At 62.5% G+C, this 18,169-nt stretch carries 16 protein-coding genes; 3 read left to right on the plus strand and 13 right to left on the minus strand.

Going from position 1 to position 18,169, the window contains the following annotated elements:
* Positions 1 to 12: 12 nt before the first annotated feature.
* Positions 13 to 813, plus strand: a complete 801-nt coding sequence (locus AB4Z53_RS19335) for a COG4705 family protein (RefSeq protein WP_441597228.1) — start codon at positions 13 to 15, stop codon at positions 811 to 813.
* A 134-nt stretch (positions 814 to 947) separates the two neighbouring features.
* Here AB4Z53_RS19335 and AB4Z53_RS19340 read toward each other — a convergent pair whose 3' ends face one another.
* The gene (locus AB4Z53_RS19340) at positions 948 to 2,225 is read right to left on the minus strand and encodes a Zn-dependent hydrolase (RefSeq protein WP_441597230.1); all 1,278 of its coding nucleotides are present in this window, start codon (positions 2,223 to 2,225) and stop codon (positions 948 to 950) included.
* Positions 2,226 to 2,350: 125 nt separating this feature from the next.
* Between AB4Z53_RS19340 and AB4Z53_RS19345 the strand changes: the two genes are divergently transcribed.
* Positions 2,351 to 3,853 carry an aldehyde dehydrogenase family protein gene (locus tag AB4Z53_RS19345; RefSeq protein ID WP_113538133.1) on the plus strand — a complete coding sequence of 501 codons (1,503 nt, stop codon included), beginning with the start codon at positions 2,351 to 2,353 and terminating at the stop codon, positions 3,851 to 3,853.
* 138 nt (positions 3,854 to 3,991) lie between these two features.
* The gene (locus AB4Z53_RS19350) at positions 3,992 to 5,701 is read left to right on the plus strand and encodes an amidohydrolase (RefSeq protein ID WP_441597233.1); all 1,710 of its coding nucleotides are present in this window, start codon (positions 3,992 to 3,994) and stop codon (positions 5,699 to 5,701) included.
* A 95-nt stretch (positions 5,702 to 5,796) separates the two neighbouring features.
* Here the strand turns inward: AB4Z53_RS19350 and AB4Z53_RS19355 are convergent, their stop codons facing one another.
* The 12 genes from AB4Z53_RS19355 to AB4Z53_RS19410 all read right to left on the minus strand — a co-directional run bounded on the left by AB4Z53_RS19355 (position 5,797) and on the right by AB4Z53_RS19410 (position 18,163).
* Complete coding sequence (locus tag AB4Z53_RS19355) at positions 5,797 to 6,570, minus strand: helix-turn-helix transcriptional regulator (RefSeq protein ID WP_441597235.1); 774 nt, start codon at positions 6,568 to 6,570, stop codon at positions 5,797 to 5,799.
* A gap of 32 nt (positions 6,571 to 6,602) precedes the next feature.
* Positions 6,603 to 7,628 carry an agmatine deiminase family protein gene (locus AB4Z53_RS19360; protein WP_441597237.1) on the minus strand — a complete coding sequence of 342 codons (1,026 nt, stop codon included), beginning with the start codon at positions 7,626 to 7,628 and terminating at the stop codon, positions 6,603 to 6,605.
* Between the two features lie 98 nt (positions 7,629 to 7,726).
* Entirely contained in the window at positions 7,727 to 8,602 is an 876-nt protein-coding gene (aguB, locus tag AB4Z53_RS19365) for an N-carbamoylputrescine amidase (RefSeq protein WP_441597239.1), read from the minus strand.
* A gap of 12 nt (positions 8,603 to 8,614) precedes the next feature.
* Positions 8,615 to 10,021, minus strand: coding sequence for an aminotransferase (locus AB4Z53_RS19370; RefSeq protein ID WP_441597240.1), 1,407 nt, complete (start codon positions 10,019 to 10,021; stop codon positions 8,615 to 8,617).
* A gap of 46 nt (positions 10,022 to 10,067) precedes the next feature.
* Positions 10,068 to 11,093 carry an extracellular solute-binding protein gene (locus AB4Z53_RS19375; RefSeq protein WP_441597242.1) on the minus strand — a complete coding sequence of 342 codons (1,026 nt, stop codon included), beginning with the start codon at positions 11,091 to 11,093 and terminating at the stop codon, positions 10,068 to 10,070.
* A gap of 45 nt (positions 11,094 to 11,138) precedes the next feature.
* Positions 11,139 to 11,939, minus strand: a complete 801-nt coding sequence (locus AB4Z53_RS19380) for an ABC transporter permease (RefSeq protein WP_441597244.1) — start codon at positions 11,937 to 11,939, stop codon at positions 11,139 to 11,141.
* Between the two features lie 12 nt (positions 11,940 to 11,951).
* Positions 11,952 to 12,866 (minus strand): ABC transporter permease, encoded by a 915-nt coding sequence (locus AB4Z53_RS19385; protein ID WP_441597246.1) that lies wholly within the window; start codon positions 12,864 to 12,866, stop codon positions 11,952 to 11,954.
* Complete coding sequence (locus tag AB4Z53_RS19390) at positions 12,863 to 14,047, minus strand: ABC transporter ATP-binding protein (protein WP_441597248.1); 1,185 nt, start codon at positions 14,045 to 14,047, stop codon at positions 12,863 to 12,865. Before AB4Z53_RS19390 ends, AB4Z53_RS19385 begins: the two co-directional genes overlap by 4 nt.
* A 260-nt stretch (positions 14,048 to 14,307) precedes the next feature.
* Positions 14,308 to 15,072, minus strand: a complete 765-nt coding sequence (locus AB4Z53_RS19395; protein ID WP_441597250.1) for an ABC transporter permease — start codon at positions 15,070 to 15,072, stop codon at positions 14,308 to 14,310.
* 6 nt (positions 15,073 to 15,078) lie between these two features.
* The gene (locus AB4Z53_RS19400; RefSeq protein WP_441597252.1) at positions 15,079 to 15,930 is read right to left on the minus strand and encodes an ABC transporter permease; all 852 of its coding nucleotides are present in this window, start codon (positions 15,928 to 15,930) and stop codon (positions 15,079 to 15,081) included.
* On the minus strand, positions 15,927 to 17,036 hold the full coding sequence (locus AB4Z53_RS19405) for an ABC transporter substrate-binding protein (protein ID WP_441597254.1): 1,110 nt from the start codon (positions 17,034 to 17,036) through the stop codon (positions 15,927 to 15,929). The genes AB4Z53_RS19400 and AB4Z53_RS19405 overlap by 4 nt, the downstream gene beginning before the upstream one ends.
* Positions 17,037 to 17,083: 47 nt before the next feature.
* Positions 17,084 to 18,163, minus strand: coding sequence for an ABC transporter ATP-binding protein (locus AB4Z53_RS19410; protein ID WP_441597256.1), 1,080 nt, complete (start codon positions 18,161 to 18,163; stop codon positions 17,084 to 17,086).
* Between the last annotated feature and the right edge of the window lie 6 nt (positions 18,164 to 18,169).

Consider the following 18,169-nt stretch of genomic DNA (forward strand, 5'->3'; position numbering starts at 1 on the left):
TTAGGAAACATCATGGTTTCACATTCCTCATCCGATATTTCCAGCACGGCGCCCACGGGCGCACCACTTACCAAGGTCGCCGCCGTGACCTTGGCCTTCTGGATTATGAAAATTCTAGCCACCACGCTCGGAGAAACCGCCGGCGATTTCATCTCGATGACCCTCAACCTCGGCTACTATGTCGGGTTCGGTATCACCTTCGCAGCGCTGCTGGTCATTCTTATCGCCCAGATCTCGGCGCGGAAATTCTATTCACCGCTGTTCTGGCTGGCGATCGTCGCGACCACGACCGCCGGAACGGAAATCTCCGATATGATGGACCGTTCCTTCGGCCGCGGCTACCTGTCAGGCTCCATCATCCTGACGCTCGGGCTCGCTGCGTCCCTTGGCGTCTGGTATCTACGCGACGCGAAGCTTGACGTCGTGCATGTGAACCGCAGGGACACGGAAGCCCTGTTCTGGATCGCGGTCGTCTTTTCAAACAGCCTCGGCACGGCCTTCGGCGACTTCCTCACCGACAACATGGAGCTCAGCTATGTACAAGGCGCGATCATCACGGCCGGGATCATCGGCATCGTTGTCGCGCTGCATTACCTGACGAAGATCAGCGACGTCTTGCTGTTCTGGATAGCGTTCGTCTTTACGCGCCCCTTCGGTGCGACATTTGGCGACTTCCTGACCAAGCCGATTGAAAAAGGCGGACTGAACCTTCCGCGTGACAATGCATCGCTGGTCACGCTCGGCCTCCTGGTGGTTGTGCTGCTTCTGTCCATGTGGAAGCACAGGTCACGGATGATTGCGCAGCCGGCGTAAAGCGGCACCGCAAGATCGACGGCCTCTGCTCCTTCGCCAAGATACCGAGCGAAGCCGAGCTACAGAACGGTCACGGAGCCGCGCCCACACAACAGGGCGCGGCTCGCTACGCGAGCCATTGAAGTGCTCCCGGATTACACCGACAAACTAGACACTTTAGGCTGCCGCTCAGACGAACGCGCCAGCGTCACATCCAAGAGTACGTTGGCGCCGGCCGTGGCATCTGCGGGAGACGCGTATTCGCGGGGGTTATGGCTGATCCCCTCCCGGCAAGGCACGAAGATCATCGTGGTTGGCACCCGCCGCGCCAGATTGAAGGCGTCGTGCCCTGCCCCGGAGACAATATCACGCTGCGTCAGCTGCCGATCCCTCGCGCTTGCCCTCACCGCCTCGATCAGTGCACCGTCAAATGTGACCACCGGTGAGTGCCAGGTCAGGCAGGCCTGGAGATCGACCTCCCTATGGCTCTGACGGAGCGCCTCGATCCCGTCCATCAGGCCCCGATGCATCCTGTCGAGCACCTCCTCGTTGGGATGCCGTAGGTCGACAGACATATCAGCACGCCCAGGGACCACATTGATCGCACCTGGAGAGAGATGGATCTTGCCGATCGTGCAGCGCGCGTCTTCGTCGACCCGGCCGATGGCTTGCACCAGCCCGATCAGATGCATGAGCACCGGCACGGGGTCTTTGCGCAATGTCATCGGTACGGGGCCAGCATGGGTCTCCTCGCCACGAACCGATATCTCATACCAGCGGATGCCCTGACCGCCGGTGACAATGCCGATGGTCTTTGCCTCCGCTTCCAGGATCGGTCCCTGTTCGATGTGGAGTTCGACATAGCAATCAGCAGCGGGAAGTCTCGGCGCCGCCTCGCGATCGTATCGATGCCGAACTATCTCGTCGGCCAGCGCAATCCCGGAACCGTCGCGGGCGGCCAGAACTTTTTCCAGGTCCAGCACGCCGCAGGCGACGCCCGATCCCATCATCGCGGGCAGGAAGCGGCAGCCTTCCTCATTGGTCCAGACGCAGAGATCGATCGGCCGGGCGGTTTCCACCGCCGCATCGTCCAGCGTCTCCAGAACTTCGAGCCCGGCGAGCACGCCGAGTACACCGTCGAACCGCCCTCCCGTCGGCTGAGTATCGAGATGACTGCCGATAAGGACCGGTAACGCCTCGGGATTGAGACCCGGACGGCGAATGAAGAGATTGCCGATTTGGTCTTTGCTAACTCCATATCCACGCGCTTTACACCAGCCAAGGAACAACGCGCGGCCCGTCTCGTCCGCGTCCGAAAGCGACTGCCGGCACGAGCCCCCTTCCGCCGTCGCGCCGACTTCGGCCATCGCCATTAGCCGAGCCCACAATCGTTCTCCATCGACAGCTAGCCGCATCTTGCCCTCTTCGCGCATCTCTTTTCCGAGGCCAACTTCCCTGGCCGCCCGTGAGCGCGCCAGTCACCCATGTGGGGGACTGTGATGGCCTCGCGGCCCCTCGCTACAAAGGAGCTGAAGATCGTCAACCCTGGAGGCAGGTCATGGACACGACACCCAACAGACGATGGCACCGTATTGCAGAAGCGCTCCGTCCTGAGACGCGGTTGCTGATCGACGGGCAATTTCGGGCGGCAGCAGACGGCGAAACGCTCGCCTCGATCAACCCGGCAAACGGCGCCCTGATCGCACGCGTCGCCTGCGCAAATGCAGCCGATATCGAGACGGCATGCGAGGTTGCGGCAAAGAGGTTTCGTCAGGGTGTTTGGTCGCGCATGGCGCTCCGATGGCGCATCGATGTCCTGACCCGGTTTTCCGAACTGATCGCCGACAACCGCGAAATTCTCGCGGTACTCGACACCATGGAGATGGGCAAGCCGATTGCCGAGATGTGCGCGATCGACGTTCCGGGCGCTGTACTGACCATGCGCTTCATGGCCGAAAGCATCGACAAGATCGCAGGCTCGGCTCCGCTCACCAATCCCGACGCGCTGCACTACATCCTGCGACAGCCGCTCGGCGTCGTCGGCTGCATTACGCCCTGGAACTATCCGCTGATGATGGCCGTCTGGAAAATCGCGCCGGCGCTTGCGGCCGGAAACAGCGTTGTCCTGAAGCCCGCTGAAGATACGTCGCTCAGCGCCCTGCTGCTGGGGCGCCTGTTTCTGGAGGCCGGTGGACCGGACGGGGTCTTGAACGTCGTACCGGGACGCGGTGCCGTCGCCGGCCAGGCGCTGGCGCGCTCGATGCACGTCGAAAAGATCGCCTTCACCGGTTCGACGGCAATCGGCCGGCAGATGTATCGCTACGCCGCGGACTCGAACCTGAAGGCGGTGTCGGCCGAACTCGGAGGCAAGTCGCCGCAGATCGTCCTTGCCGATGTCGAGAATTTGTCTTCAGTGGCAGAGAAGGTCGCCGACGGGCTGTTCGGCAATCAGGGCGAAGTCTGTTCGGCCGGTTCCCGCATTCTGGTGGAGCGAAGCATCCACGACGAATTTTGCGACCTCATCGCCGGGCACGCCTCACGGAAGTATCGGCCGGGCGATCCGCTCGATCCCTCGACGACGATGGGACCGCTCGTCAACAAGGTTCATCAGGGCCGTGTGCTCGACTATATCGACGGCGCCCGCAAAGACGGCGCAACGCCGATCATCGGCAGTGACCCCAGCGATTGCAGCACCGAAGCTACATGTTTTGTCGCGCCGACGCTCTTTGCCGGTGTCGACAACTGCATGAAGATCGCGCAGGAGGAAATCTTCGGACCGGTCGGCGCGATCATTCCCCATGAAGGCCCCGAGGATGCCGTGAGAATTGCCAACGACAGCCCCTATGGCCTCGCTGCCGGCATCTGGACCTCCAAACTTGGAAACGCCCACCGCATCGCCCGCGATCTCGAATGCGGCATGGTCTGGATCAACGGTTACATGAACGGCGACATGAGCCAGCCCTGGGGCGGCTGGAAACTCTCCGGTCACGGCCGCGACAAATGTCTGCAGGCGCTGCTCGACAACACCCAGTCCAAATCCGTCTGGGTGACGCTCGACTGAGAGCCGGCGACAGCCGATAGCATACGACACGTGGCTGTCGGCAACCAAGCGCCCGCAGCATCGATAATCGGAGAGTTCACCTGCATTGATGTGAGGGACGTGATAACTGGAACATTCGACAGGAAAGGCACGAACCCCATGGCCCCAAACACCAGGAGAACGCTGCGGTCGCTGACCGGCCTGCTTCTCGCAGCTTCGGCACTTTGCGGTGCCGCTGCCGGCGCCGCCGCCGAGACGCTCGTCATCACCGACGCGAAGGTCCGCACGATGAACCCGGCCGCGCCGCTGGCGGAGGCCGTGGCGATCGACGAGGATGGCGTGATCCTTGCCGTCGGCGACGAAGGAACGGTGCTGGAGAGGGCGGGAGAAGACGCTCTTGTCGTCAGGCTCAGCGGCAAGCTAGTCCTGCCGGGTTTCCAGGATGCGCACGTGCATCTGATCGAGGCCGGCGTCAACGCAAGCCTCTGCGAATTCGAAGCCTTCGCCTCACTCCAAGAGACAAAAGCGACGGTTCGTGAATGCGTGAAGCAGAGCGAAGGCGATTGGGTGGTCGGCTCGGGCGTCAGCATGACCAACCTGCTCGACGAAACCGACGACCCGGTCGGCGTGCTGGACGAAATCTCCGCGGACAGGCCGATCCTGATCCTCGACGACATCGGCCATGGCGCCTGGGCAAACAGCGTCGCGCTTGAGGCTGCCGGCTACGACAAGATCGACGGCAACCCGCCGGGCGGCATCATCCTGCGCGACAAGAAGACCGGCGCTCCGAATGGCATCGTCCTTGAAAACGCCCAGCAGAAGCTGCGCAACCTCGCCTTTCCCGATACGCCTGAAAACGTCAAGTTTGCTTACGAGAGCATGCTGCCGACGCTGAAGACGATGGCCGAAAACGGCATCACGACCGTCAGCGATGCCGGCGGCTTCTGGCCGCAGGGGCACCTGAAGGCCTGGGAAATGGCCGAGAAGAACGACACGCTGACGCTGAGAGCCGCCAATGCGCTCTACGTCTATCCTGACCTGCCGTTCGACGCGCAGGTCGAAAAGCTCGCAAGCTTCTACAGCAACGACCCGAACCGGCTGCTGAAGTTCAATCAGGTGAAGATCTATGTCGATGGCATCCTCGAGCAGCGCACCGGTGCGCTGCTCGCGCCCTACAAACAAGGCCCGGGCATCGACCACGGGTTTGACAGCGGCTTCCTCTATTTCGACGAGGCGACGCTTGACCGCTACTCCAAGGTGCTTTCTGAAAAGGGCTTCAAGCTGCACTATCACGTAACCGGCGACCGTGGCGCGCGCCTGGCGCTCGACGCCATCGCGCAGTCCGACCCGAAGCCCGGCCCGCATCGGCTCACGCATATCTATCTGCTCGACAAGGCCGATTACGGCCGGTTCGAGGAAGAGGGCGTCGTTGCCGATTTCCAGCTGGCGCCAAGTTCGCTCAGCCGGGAATATGACAGCTTCATCCGCAAGTTCATCGGCGATCGCGCCGACACCATGATGCCGGCCGGAAGCATCGAGAAGACGGGTGCGACCGTGGTGATGAGCAGTGATTTCGACGCCGACGAGCTATCACCGCTCGTCAAGATCCAGACGGCGCTTCAGCGCAAGAAGGATGGTGCGCCGGATGTCGAAACGGCCGTCAAATGGATGACGATCAACCCGGCGAAGCTGCTCAACCAGGACGACAAGACGGGCACGATCGAGCCCGGCAAGTTTGCCGACCTCGTCGTCATCGACACGGATATCTTCGACATCCCGGTCAAGGAGATCGGCAAGGCCGCCGTCGAAGCGACGCTTCTACAGGGCGAGCCAGTCTATGATGCGGAAGGTCTTTTCTCCGAACACTAAGCGCTAAAACGCCGTGCGTTCATTTGAACCCACGGCATCATGACTGTCGTTGCAGGGCTCTGCTTGCCGCGAGCCCTCGCGTGAAAGCAGCGTCTTTACCCGCCTGTACCGCCGAGYAGGAGCGAGAACAGCTCGCCCTGCGAGGAAATCTTGAGCTTGGAATAGATGCGCTTACGGTGGACCTTCACCGTCTCCGGGCTGTTGCCGAGAATGCGCGCAATGCTCTTGGTCGAATGCCCCTTCAGCATCAGCCGGATGATTTCGCCCTCGCGCGTGCTCACCTTCAACTGCGACAGCGTAGAAAAGACCATGTCGGCCGCGGGCTCGGTTGCGGCCGATCCTGTGCCCGGTTGCGGCCAGTGCTTGCGGCAAAGCTCGGAAACGACCGGCAACAGCCCATCGAGATGGGCGCGGGCCTGCGGCCCGGGACGGCAGTCCTCTGTCCGCTGGCCGAGCGAAAGCGCGATCGCAGTGCCCTCGGCGCTCGCGACCAGCATGACGATTTCGTCGTAGAGTCCGGTTTCGGCATAGAACATGCGATAGTATTCGCTCGTGCGAAAATCGTCCGGAGCACAGTCGTCGAGGCTCACCACCCGGTCGCCGGGATCGCTCAAATAGAGGCTGTAGAACGGATCGAGCAGATAGGCGAAGCTCAAGTAAGGCCCGATCGTGCGCCGGGTCGCCTCCGGATCGAGGTCGCTATAAAGCTGCAGCGGCGGCTGGTCTGTGGAAAAGACCGAAACGAACAGGCTGTCGAAGCCATAGACGTCGAGGCAGAGTTGCCTCAACGCATCGGGAAAGGCCGGGCTGCCGATCGCAGCCACGGCCTTGCCGATCAATGTCATCTGTTCAAAYGGAAATCCCGTCATTCCCCGCCTTGTCGTCAAGTTACCCTCGACGATCAAAGCGGTTCCTGCTGGGTAATGCAATGGATGCCGCCGCCACCGATGGCAATGGCATCGATGCGGACCTCACGGACCCGCCTTTCCGGAAACAGCGACCGGAACATCTGCCTTACGACCGTGTCGGACTCAATACCGTAGCACGGCATGATCACGCCGCCATTGACGAGGTAGGAATTGACGTAGGAGCGGCAGAACTTCGGATGATCCGACGGCGCATCGACGGCTTCCGGAACCGTGACGATACGGATCGGCCGTCCCTTGGCGTCAGTCTGGCCCTGCATCGCCTCCAGGTTCAGGCGGATGTAGTGGTTCCACTCATCCTCCTCCTTGCTCCCCCCCTCACCAGGTCTTTCCATCAACACGACGCCGGGCGCGACGAAAACGGCGATGCCGTCCACATGGCCGTCCGTCTCGTCCTCGATCGGATTGCCGGGCAGCCAGATCACCTTTTCGCCTCCGAGCATGTCGAGAAGCTCGCACTCGATGTCGTCGCGGCTCCAGCCGGGATTGCGGTTGCTGTTCGGGAAGCAGGTCTCGGTGGTGATGATCGTGCCTTCGCCGTCGACGCTGACGCCACCGCCTTCGGCAATGAGGTTCGACACGAACCCCGCAACATCAGCCTTCTCCAGTACCAGCCCGGAAAAAGCGGCATCGCCGTTGAACGGATGATACTTGCCGCCCCAGGCGTTGAACTTGAAGCGCGCGCCGGCACGCCGGCCGTCGGCCGCCATGAGGAAGCAGGGGCCGGCATCGCGCGCCCAGCTGTCGTCGATATCGGCTTCGACGAGATCGATCGACGGGTCGAGGATGGCGCGGGCTTCGGCCATATCCTCCGGCCGCGCAGCCATCGTCACCGGCTCGAACTCGCGGATCGCGTGGGCGACGGCGGCATAATCGCGGCGGGTCGCGGCGATATCGTCCCAGACCTCGTGACGGCACGGCCACATCATCCAGGTGCGGCGGTGCGGCTCCCATTCGGCCGGCATGCGAAACCCGGCTTCGCGTGGTGTCTGGTTTTTCATGATTTTATATCCTTCCGCTCGGCCCTGGCATCTGCGACATCGCAGACGACCGAAGACCCGGCTCTTCCTGTTGTCGTTGAGAAATTTGCAGGCGACCGTCAGCCAACCGCCGTCTGGCCATCAAGGGTGCGAATGGCGCCGTAAAGGTCCGGCCTTCGGTCGCGATAGATGCCCCAGCTGCGCCGGAAGGCGCGGACCGCATCAAGATCGAAACGTGCCGTCAGATAGGTTTCGTCGGTCCGGGTCGCCTCCGCAACGATCGCCCCTGTCTCATCGGCAATGAAGGACGTGCCATAAAACAGCGCCTCGCTGTTGCCGGTCGCCTCCCTGCCAACCCGGTTGGAGGCGATCACCGGCACCATGTTAGCGGCCGCATGCCCCTGCATCGTGCGACGCCAATGGCCGGAACTGTCGATCTCGACGTTCTGTTCGCTGCCGATCGCCGTCGGGAAGAACAGAAGTTCCGCCCCTTGCAAGGCGAGCGCCCGGGCGGTTTCCGGGAACCACTGGTCCCAGCAGATGCCGCAGCCGATCCGCGCGTATTTCGTATCGACGGCCCGAAAGCCGGTATCGCCGGGGCTGAAATAGAACTTTTCCTCATAGCCCGGCGCCTGCGGGATATGGGACTTGCGGTAGTTCCAGAGGATCTTGCCGTCGGCATCGATGATCGCGAGCGAGTTGTACTGCGCCGGCCCGGCCTTCTCGTAGTAGGAAATAGGCAGAACCACGCCGAGCTCTTTCGCAACCGTGCGAAAATGCCTGATGGCGCGATCCTCGCCGAGGCTCGCCGCCAGGTCGAGATGGTCGATCGTCTGCTCCAGGCAGAAATAAGGTGTCTGGAACAGCTCCTGCAGAAGGACGATCTGCGCGCCATCCTCGTGCGCAAGCCGCACCAGTTCCTCGGCCTTTTCAATGTTCTCGTCGATGTTCCAGTTGCAGGCCATCTGCGTCGCTGCGACCGTGACTTCGCTCATCTCAGATGCTCCTCAAGCGCGGGATGCCATGAAAGCGGCGATCGATTCCGACAGGGCAGAGACGATCGAGTCGCATTCGGCTTCCGTGACGATCAAAGGGGGCGATACGATGAGCCGGTTGCCGACCGGGCGGACGATGACACCGCGGGAAACGCAGCCCTGGAAGATCACCTCGCTCGCCCTCTCGTAAACCGGCAGCGGCTGCTTTGTTGCCTTGTCGGCGACGAGATCAATGCCGAGCATCAGCCCCGCGCCCCGGACATCGCCGACGATGTCATGGGCGAGAAGGACCTTTGCCCGGCTCTGCAGGTAGGCACCGGTTTTCGCCGCATGCGGCAGCAGCCGCTCCCGCTCCATGATATCGATGTTGGTGAGCGCTGCGGCACAGGCAACCGGATGGCCGAAATAGGTCAGCCCCATCGAGAACACCCCGCCCTCGCACTGCGGACGGCTGATCACGTCGTAGATTTCGTCCGAAATCAGCGTCGCGCCGAGCGGGATGTAGCCCGAGGTAATGCCCTTGGCCGAGACCAGAATGTCCGGCTGGGTGCCGTAGATCGCATCAGACGCGAACCACTCGCCGAGACGGCCGAAACCGGTCACCACCTCGTCAGCGATGTAGAGGATATCGTTGCGGCGGCAGACCGCCTGCATGCGTTTGTGATACCCTTTCGGCGCTACCAGAACGCCCCCTGCCCCCATGATCGGCTCGGCGATAAAGGCAGCGACGTTCTGCGGTCCGAGTTGCTCGATGCGCATCTCGAATTCGCGCACCAAAAGGTCGCAATAGACTTCCTCCGACATGCCGTCCGGGCGGGCGTAACAATCGGCAGCCGAGATGTGGTGGATGAAGTCCTCGCCGACCTGGGCAAAGCCGTACTTGGTGCCGTGGATGCCGGTCAGCGCCGCCGCCACGTAGGTTGCGCCGTGATAGGCATTATTGCGCGAAATAATCTTGCGTTTGCCCGGCTTGCCGCGCATCGCGAAGTAGTAGTGCACGATGCGTATCGCCGCATCGTTGGCCGTCGAGCCGCCGCAGGTGTAGTAGACGTGGTTGAGGCTGCCGGGCGCGAGCTCCGCGAGCCGCGCACCGAGCTCGGCTGCGGGCACGTTGCCCGACGCGCCGAAGGGATTGTAGTAGTCCATGTCGAGCACCTGGGCCGCAATGGAATCGGCCATTTCGCGGCGGCCATGGCCGATGTTGACGCACCAGAGGCCGGCGATGCCGTCGAGCAGCCGACGCCCGGTGCTGTCGACGACATAGGCACCCTCGGCCTTCTCGATGATCTGGCTGCCGGTCGCGGCGAAGGTCGAGAAATCGGTATAGGGGTGCWGGATGTGATCCCGGTCCTTTTCGAAGGCTGAACGGTTGTTCGGCCGGTCGGAGCCGACGGCGGCGACGGATTGAACGATGGTCATTGCTTTCTCCAGAATGGCATGAGGCGTGGTTTCCGCGGGACCCCGGTCAACGCAGAAGTTTGGTCCAGACGCGGTCGTAAAGTTTGGTGACGGCGGGCGTGCAGGCGGTCAGGAACTCCGGCGCCGGTGCACTCTCGGGCGGGCTGAGTTCGGGTGCACCGGCGAGCGCCTTGTCGACGAAGGCTTCGGAACCCTTGATGCCGTTGGCGTAGCGGGCGTAGTTGGTGATCATCGCCGCGTTCTCGGGATCCATGATGAAGTTGATCCAGAGCTTGGCGTTCTCGAGGTCGGGCGCGCCCTTCGGCACCGCGACATTGTCCATCCAGCCGGTGTAGCCTTCCTTCGGGTAGATGTATTCAATCGATGGTCTTTCGTCGCGGGCGCGCATGGCGTAGCCGTTCCAGCTCATGGAAACGGCCGCCTCGCCCGAAACCAGCAGTTCCTTGGTCTCGGAATTGTAGCTCTTGACGAACTGCTTCTGCGTCGAGAGCAGGTCGAGTACCGCCTTCAGGTCCTCGGGATTGTCGTTGCAGCGCGGCTTGCCCAGGTAGCGCAGCGCCATGTTGATGACGTCGTTGACGTCGYGCAGCATGTTGATCTTGCCCTTCACCGCGTCATCCGGTTCGAACAGGATCTTCAGCGAGGTGTCGTCGCCCTTGACGATATCGCGGTCGACGGCAAGACCGGTCGAGCCCCAGGCCCAGGGTGCCGAGTAAAGGCGTCCCTTGTCCCAGAAGACGTCCCGCCACATCTCATCGACATGCTGATAGTTCGGCATCGCCGCGACATTGATCGGCTCGAGCAGCTTCTCGCCGATCAGGATCGTCATCGTATCGTGACCGGGCACGATGATGTCGTAGCCGCCAGCCCCCGACTTCAGCTTGGCGAGCATGGTCTCCATGGAATCGTAGGTATCGATATGGACCTTGACGCCGAAGGTCTTCTCGAATTTCTCCACCATCTCCGGCGGCGTGTATTCGCCCCAAGTGTAGATGAAGAGGTCTCCCTCCGCGAAGGCGTGGGCTGGCAGGATCGAGGCAAGCAGGGCAGTAAAGGCGGCAGCTTTTTTCATCTGATGTTCCCTTTCTTGTTTGATTTTCGTTGAGTTTTCGCGATGTCAGTGCTTGCGGCCCGCCTGCCCCAGCAGTCCCGAAATCAAGACCAGCATGGTCGAGGCGGCGAGCATCAGCGTCGAGATCGCATTGACCTCCGGCGTCATGCCGAGCCTCAGCATGCCGTAGATGTGGAGTGGCAGGGTCGTGGCGCCGGGCCCGGCGACGAGCGCGGTGATGATGAAATCGTCGAGCGAGATGATGAAGGCGAGCAGCCAGCCGGAGACGAGACCGGGCACCAACAACGGCAGGGTGATGCGCAGGAACGCCCTGGCCGGCGACGCATAGAGGTCGGCCGCCGCCGACGGCAGTGTCGCGTCCATGCTTTCGAGCCGTGCCTTGATCGGCAGGTAGGCAAAGGGGATGCAGAAGACGGTGTGGGCAATCAGGATGGTGGCAAAGCCGAGGCTAATGCCGACCGCGACGAAGAAGACGAGCGAGGCGACGGCGGTGACGATTTCCGGCACCATCAGCGGGAAGGTGAGAACGACATAGGCGCCCTCGCCGCCGCCCTTCTTGCGGTTGACGGTCGCAATCGCGGCACCGAGCGCAAAGACCGTGGCGACGGTCGCTGCGATGATGGCGATCACCACCGAGTTGATGGCCGCCGTCTGGATGTTCTGGTTGGCAAAGACGGTTTGGTACCAGCGGAACGAAAAGCCGGTCCAGCGGGTGACCGAGCGGCCATCGTTGAAGGAGTAGATCGCCAAAACGACGATCGGCGCATAGAGGAAGACGACGCAGCCGACGGAAAGAAGGCCGAAGCCGGGAAAGACACGCAGGTCGCGCAAGCGGGCGATGGACATGGCGGACCTCTCTCAGTGCTGCTGTTGCTGCTGGGCGACGCGTCGCGCCAGCCAGAGAAGGACGATGAGGGTGATGGTGAGCAGGATCATCGACAGCGCTGCGCCGAACGGCCAGTTGCGCGCCGCCTGGAACTGCGTTCCGATCAGGTTGCCGATCATCAGCGTCTTGCCGCCACCGAGAATGTCGGGCGCCAGGTAGGAGCCAACCGAGGGAATGAAGACGAGCAGGCTGCCGGCGATCAGCCCCGGTCGCATGACCGGCAGCACGATGCGGAAGAAGGCGACCCTGCGGCTGGCATAGAGATCGTAGGCCGCCTCCAACAGGCGAAAGTCGAAGCGCTCGAAGGCCGAGTAGAGCGGCAGCACCATGAAGGGCAGGAACGAATAGATCAGCCCGAGCGAGATGGCGAAGCCGTTGTAGCTCAGCGCCAGGGGCTGACTGATGGCGCCGAGGTCGAGCAAAGCGCTGTTGATCGGCCCGTCGTCACGCAGAACGAAAAGCAGCGCGATGGTGCGGATCAGGAGGTTCACCCAGTAGGGGATCGTGATCAGGAAGAGCCAGATGTTCTTCACCCGGTCGGTGCGGGTGGCGATGTAATAGGCGGTGGGCACGCTGATCACGAGGCAAAGCGCGGTCGCGACGGTCGCCTGCATGAGCGAGCGGGCGACGATGATCAGGTAATCGGGCGTAAAGGTCAGGCTGTCGTCGAGGAAATCCCGTTCGAACAGGATCTGCTCGTAGGCGGCGGTGGTAAAGGTCCACTCGACGCCGCCATAGGCGCCCGGCACGAGGAACGAATAGGTGAGCATGATCGCGATCGGCGCGACCATGAACACAAGAATGATACCGAGCGACGGCCAGAGCAGACCGGCATGGGCAAGCCCCGGCGGGATGCGCGAGGAAAGAGCGAGAGACCGGGCGCTCATGACAGAAGCACCTTGATCGAGCCGGGCTCGAAACCGAGGCTGACGACATCGCCCGGCGCGAAATCCTGCCGGCCACGCAGGCCGYCGCGCGGCGAGCGGGCGGTGAGCGCGTGCTTGCCGACGCGCAGGTGGTATTCGACGGCATTGCCGAGATAAGTGCGATCGGCGACCTTTGCGGGTTCCTGTCCGTCGCCGTGGCCGGCCCCAAGGACCAGTCGCTCGGGGCGGATCGAGAGCCAGACCTGCTGTCCAACGTCCACGCGCTGGCCGATCGGCGCATGGACCTGGCCGAAGCCCTCGATATCGAGAGCCGCCTCGCCGCCGGCAGTGCCTGCGACCTTCGCCTCGATCAGGTTCGATTCACCGATGAAGTCGGCAACAAAGCGGCTCTGCGGTTGTTCGTAGATTTCCTCCGGTGATCCCACCTGCTGCAGGAGGCCGTTGCTGATTACGGCGACCCGGTCGCTCATCGCCAGAGCTTCTTCCTGGTCGTGGGTGACGAAAATGAAGGTGATCCCGGTTTCGCGCTGCAGCGACTTCAGCTCCAGCCGCATCTTCTGCCGGAGCTTCAGATCGAGCGCCGACAGCGGCTCGTCAAGCAGCAGAAGCTTGGGCTGCGGTGCGAGAGCGCGGGCAAGCGCCACGCGCTGCCGCTGCCCGCCGGACATCGTGTCCGGCCGACGATCCGCACATTCGCGCATGTGCACGAGATCGAGCATGCGCTCGACGGTGCGCTCCACCTCAGCCCTCGGCTTGCCGAGCATTTCCAGGCCGAAGGCGATATTGCGACGGACGGTCATATGCGGGAACAGCGCATATTGCTGGAAAACGGTGTTGACCGGCCGCGCTTCCGGCGGCAGGCGGCTGACGTCTTCGCCGAAGATGCGGCAACTGCCCGATGTCAGCATCTCGAAACCGCCGAGGATGCGCAGCAAAGTGGTCTTGCCGCAGCCGGAGGGGCCGAGAAGCGTGAAGAACTCGTTGGCGCGAATGGAAAGATTGACGTCCTTCAGCGCTTCATGGGCATGCGGCGTGCCGGCGTTGTAGGTCTTGCGGAGGTTGCGCACTTCGGCAGCGACGCTGTTTGGATGCTGTACCAGAAGGGAGCCGGACTTGCTTGCCAGCGCAACCTTGCTGTCGGCGGACGGTGTCGGATTGGGTTCTAGGACGGCGCGCTGCATGGTTCTCCTCCACTTGAGGCCGACGGGAGCGGACGGATACCGTTCGGCATGAAAGGACTATGCGTGGGGTCGGGAGGGGGCGTTAGTCCCCCAGAGGGGGTACCACCGACGGCAGCGGTTTTCGGATGCTCCGAAACGCCGAAGGCGGCCCGTTGGCCGCCTTCGCTGGGAGGGGCCGCCGAGGGCAGCCAGATTATGTCTTTGACGCGCAAGCCACTGCTTTCGCTACCGTATTGGCAAGCGGCGGCCGCCTGCGATCCTCATGCTTCCGACTTTCGGAAAAGAATGACCAAGGTGGTTGCCACGATCATGATGACCGAGATCGCGGCGACGGCCGGGTCGAGGTCGAGCCTCAGATTGTCCCATATGCGCTTCGGTAGGGTGACGATGTTGACACCGCTGACAAACAGGGTGACGGAACTCTCCTCCCAGGACATGACGAGGCTGACGAACCAGGCAGCAAAGAGACCGAAGCGGATGTTCGGCAGGATCACCCGGAAAATCGACTGCAACTGGCTTGCCCCGAGGTTTCGGGCGGCAAGCTCGAGGTTCCGGTCCAGCCGGCTGAGCGCACCGAGGATGGCGATGACGGAGAACGGCACGATCATCACCACGTGAGAGAGCACCAGCCCCGGGATCGTGTCGAGCAACCCGAGCCGCGCAAGCAGGAAGTAGAGCGCAACCGCCGAGGTGACCGGCGGAACGATGATCGGCAGCAGAACGAGACCAATCAGGAAGCGTCCGCTCGCCGGCCGGCGCAGCCAGATGCCGATGCCAAACGACGCTGCAAGCGCCGTTGCGATGAGGCTCGAAAGAAGCGCGACGAGTGTGCTCGTGCCGATGCTCGCCAGCCAGCTATCGGGATCGAATATCGCCAGGTAATGCCTGAGCGAATACTCGCCGTCGGGCATCGACAGGAAGCGCTTGGGAGTAAAGGAAAAGGGAATGACGGCGACGAGCGGCAGCAGCAGGAAGAGCCCGGCCACACCGGCAAGAAAGCCGCCAAGACGTGATTTGCCAAACATGGGTGCCTACCGCGACATGAGTTGTTCGATGCGCATGACGCGCTGCGACAGCCAGAGGATGGCAAAGACGACGGCGAGCAACACGACGCCGAGTGCGGCACCGAGCCCCCAGTTGGCCGTCTGGAACATCTGCACGAACACCGTCTCTGCCGTCATCACCACGCGCCCACCGCCGAGGATCATCGGGGTGACGAAGAAGCCGAGCGAGAAGATGAAGGTCATCGCCAGCGCCGAGAAGACGCCGGGCATCGACATCGGCAGGTAAATCCGCCAGAAGACGCCCAGCGGCCGGCATCCGAGGCCCAATGCTGCAAGCAGCACCCGCCTGTCGATCTTGCGCATGACCGAAGCCATCGGCAGCACCGCAAACGGCACCATGAAATGCACCATGCCTGTGATCACAGACCAGACGTTCCGGCCGGTAGGAAGCCCACTGAAGCCGAACGCGTTGGCGACGTCGCTTGCAAGGCCGTTGTTGCGCAGGATCACCACCCAGCCGAAGGCGCGCACCAGCACCGAGATCCAGAACGGGATGAAGATGCAGATCTCGACCAGCCGGCTGCGGCCCGCGCTGCCCATCACCCAGTAATAGGCGAGCAGATAGGCGATCGGGATGGTGATCGCTGTGCTGACCAGACATACCCAGGCAGTTCTGAAGAATATCGCCTGGAAGTCCGCACCGGTGAAGATGCGGACATAGTTTTCGAAGCCGAACTCGGGCCGAGTGACGCTCCAGAGCGTCACGCCGGCAAAGGGAAGCACATAGGCAAAGACCAGGATCGCCGGCAACGCCCAGAGCATGACGAGAGATCCGGTCCCGGCAAATCGTCTGACAGGGGTCGAACGCGCCTGCATCATGACGCGGTCATCGCCAGGTATTTTTCGAGCGCCTGGTCGCCGCGGGCGGCGTACCAGTCCATGTCCATCAGCACCTGCTGCGACATGTTCTCGGCCGAGCTGCAATCCAGCCGTTTCAGCTCCGCCGGCACCAGGTCGTGGGCAAGCGGATTGGTCGGTCCGCAACCGAGCGTCCGCAGCAGGTCGACCTGCCGGGCCGGGTCCTGGCAATAGCGGATGAAGTCCATGGCCCTTGCGGATCCCGCCGGGTTGCCCTTGATCACCGCCCAGCCCGACGGCGCGAGAATGCCTTGCGCATAGGTCCAGCTGACGGCGCCGCCAGTATCCTTTTCCACGAGATTGGCGCGGGTGTGCCACAACAGCGCCATCGACGCCTCGCCGTCGCGCATCAGTTGCTGGCTCTCGGCACCGGAATCCCAAAAGCTGACGATATGCGGCTTGATCTCGTTGAGCTTGCGGATCGCCCGTTCTTCGTCGAGCGGATAGAGCTGGTCCATCGGCACGCCGTCGGCGAGAAGGGCGGCTTCCATGCAGCCCGACATCCACTTGTAGAGCGACCGCTTGCCGGGATATTTCTCAACGTTCCAGAAATCCGCCCAGGATTTCGGCGGATTGTCGCCGAACTGCTTGGCGTCATAGGCGATGACGTAGCTCAGGAAATAGTTGGCGACGCTGTATTCGTAGGCAAAGCCTGCCTGCACCTTTTCGCGATCGACCACCTTGTAGTCGATCGGCTCGATCATCCCCTCCTTCCCGAGCGACTTCGTTGCGCCCGGATCGGCGTCGCACACATCCCAGGAGACGGCGCCGCTTTCAAACTGCGCCTTCATCGCGCCCTTGGTCGGTCCGGATCCGTCGATTTTGACCGCAATGCCCTGCTGCTCGGCGTAGCTGCCGGTCAGCGCCGCTTCGAAGGCACCGACCGCGTCGCCGCCCCAATTGGTGACCACAAGCTGGCCTTCTGCGGCACGGGCCGCTCGGCTGCCAATATGAGGTGCGGCGCCCAGCAGGACGAGGCCCGTGAGGAACGTTCGGCGGTCAATGCGGCCTGCAAGATGACCATCCCTCAGGAGTTCAAGGCATTCCGTCTTCAGATCGTTGTTCATTGCATTTCCCCTTGTTGTTGTTTGGTTCGCATGCATTTGAAGCGCCGTCATCCGGCGAGCACCCGGCAGTCCAGGTGGCCCCAGCGCACCCAGAGCTGTTCGCCGCGCGCTGGCGGCATGCCCAGCGCGTCGCGGGCGGTCGTCACGGTCAGTCCGGTTCCCTCCGGAGCGCTGCCTTTGACGATGGTCGTTCCACCCTGGAAGATGACCCCGTCGACAGTCATCGGCAGCAGGTTGTGATCCGCCTGCGGCTTGTCGCGGCAAAGGGTCAGTTTTTCCGGACGGATGGCCAGAATGGCAGGCTTGCCCTGCAGCTGCTCGGCATCGGGCAGCATAGCCCTTACGCCGAACTCGCCGACATGCGCATGAAGCTCGCCGGCGACCGCCCGTTGCCGAGAGACCGGCAGCGTGTTCATCGTACCGAGAAATTCGGCGACGAAACGGGTATTGGGTTCGTCGTAAAGCACGTTCGGCCGGTCGAGCTGGACAATGCGGCCGCGATCAAAGATCGCGATCCGGTCGGACATGGCCATCGCTTCCATCTGGTCATGGGTGACGAACAGGAAGGTCGTGCCGGTCTTGCGATGGATGGCGACCAGTTCATCCTGCAACTGCTCGCGAAGGTTCTTGTCGAGCGCCGACAGCGGCTCGTCCAAAAGCAGAAGCTCCGGCTCGAACACCAGCGCGCGCGCAAGTGCTACGCGCTGCTGTTGGCCGCCCGACAGCGCCGAGGGGCGTTTGTGCTCATGTCCCCTAAGGCCGACGAGGTCGACCATGCGGGCTACCCGCTCGTCCGCTTCCGCCCGCGCCACCTTCCGCACGCGCAGCGAAAAGGCGATGTTTTCGGCGACGGTCAGGTGTGGGAACAGCGCATACCCCTGGAACACCATGCCGAAATTGCGTTTGTCGGCCGGTGTGTCGCCGACGTCCTCGCCGTTTTTCAGGATCGCGCCCGACGAAAGCGGTTCGAAACCGGCAATCGCGTTCAGGAGCGTCGACTTGCCCGAACCGGAAGGACCGAGAAAGGTAAGAAACTCCCCCTTCTCGATGTCGAGAGAGACGTTTCTCAGAGCCTCGAACGCCCCGAAGGACTTGCAGGCTTTGCGAATGGAAATGTGGGCTGGCATGGTTGA

The organism is Ensifer sp. 2TAB8, from assembly GCF_052115125.1.
In the GTDB taxonomy this organism is placed as follows: Bacteria; Pseudomonadota; Alphaproteobacteria; order Rhizobiales; family Rhizobiaceae; genus Ensifer.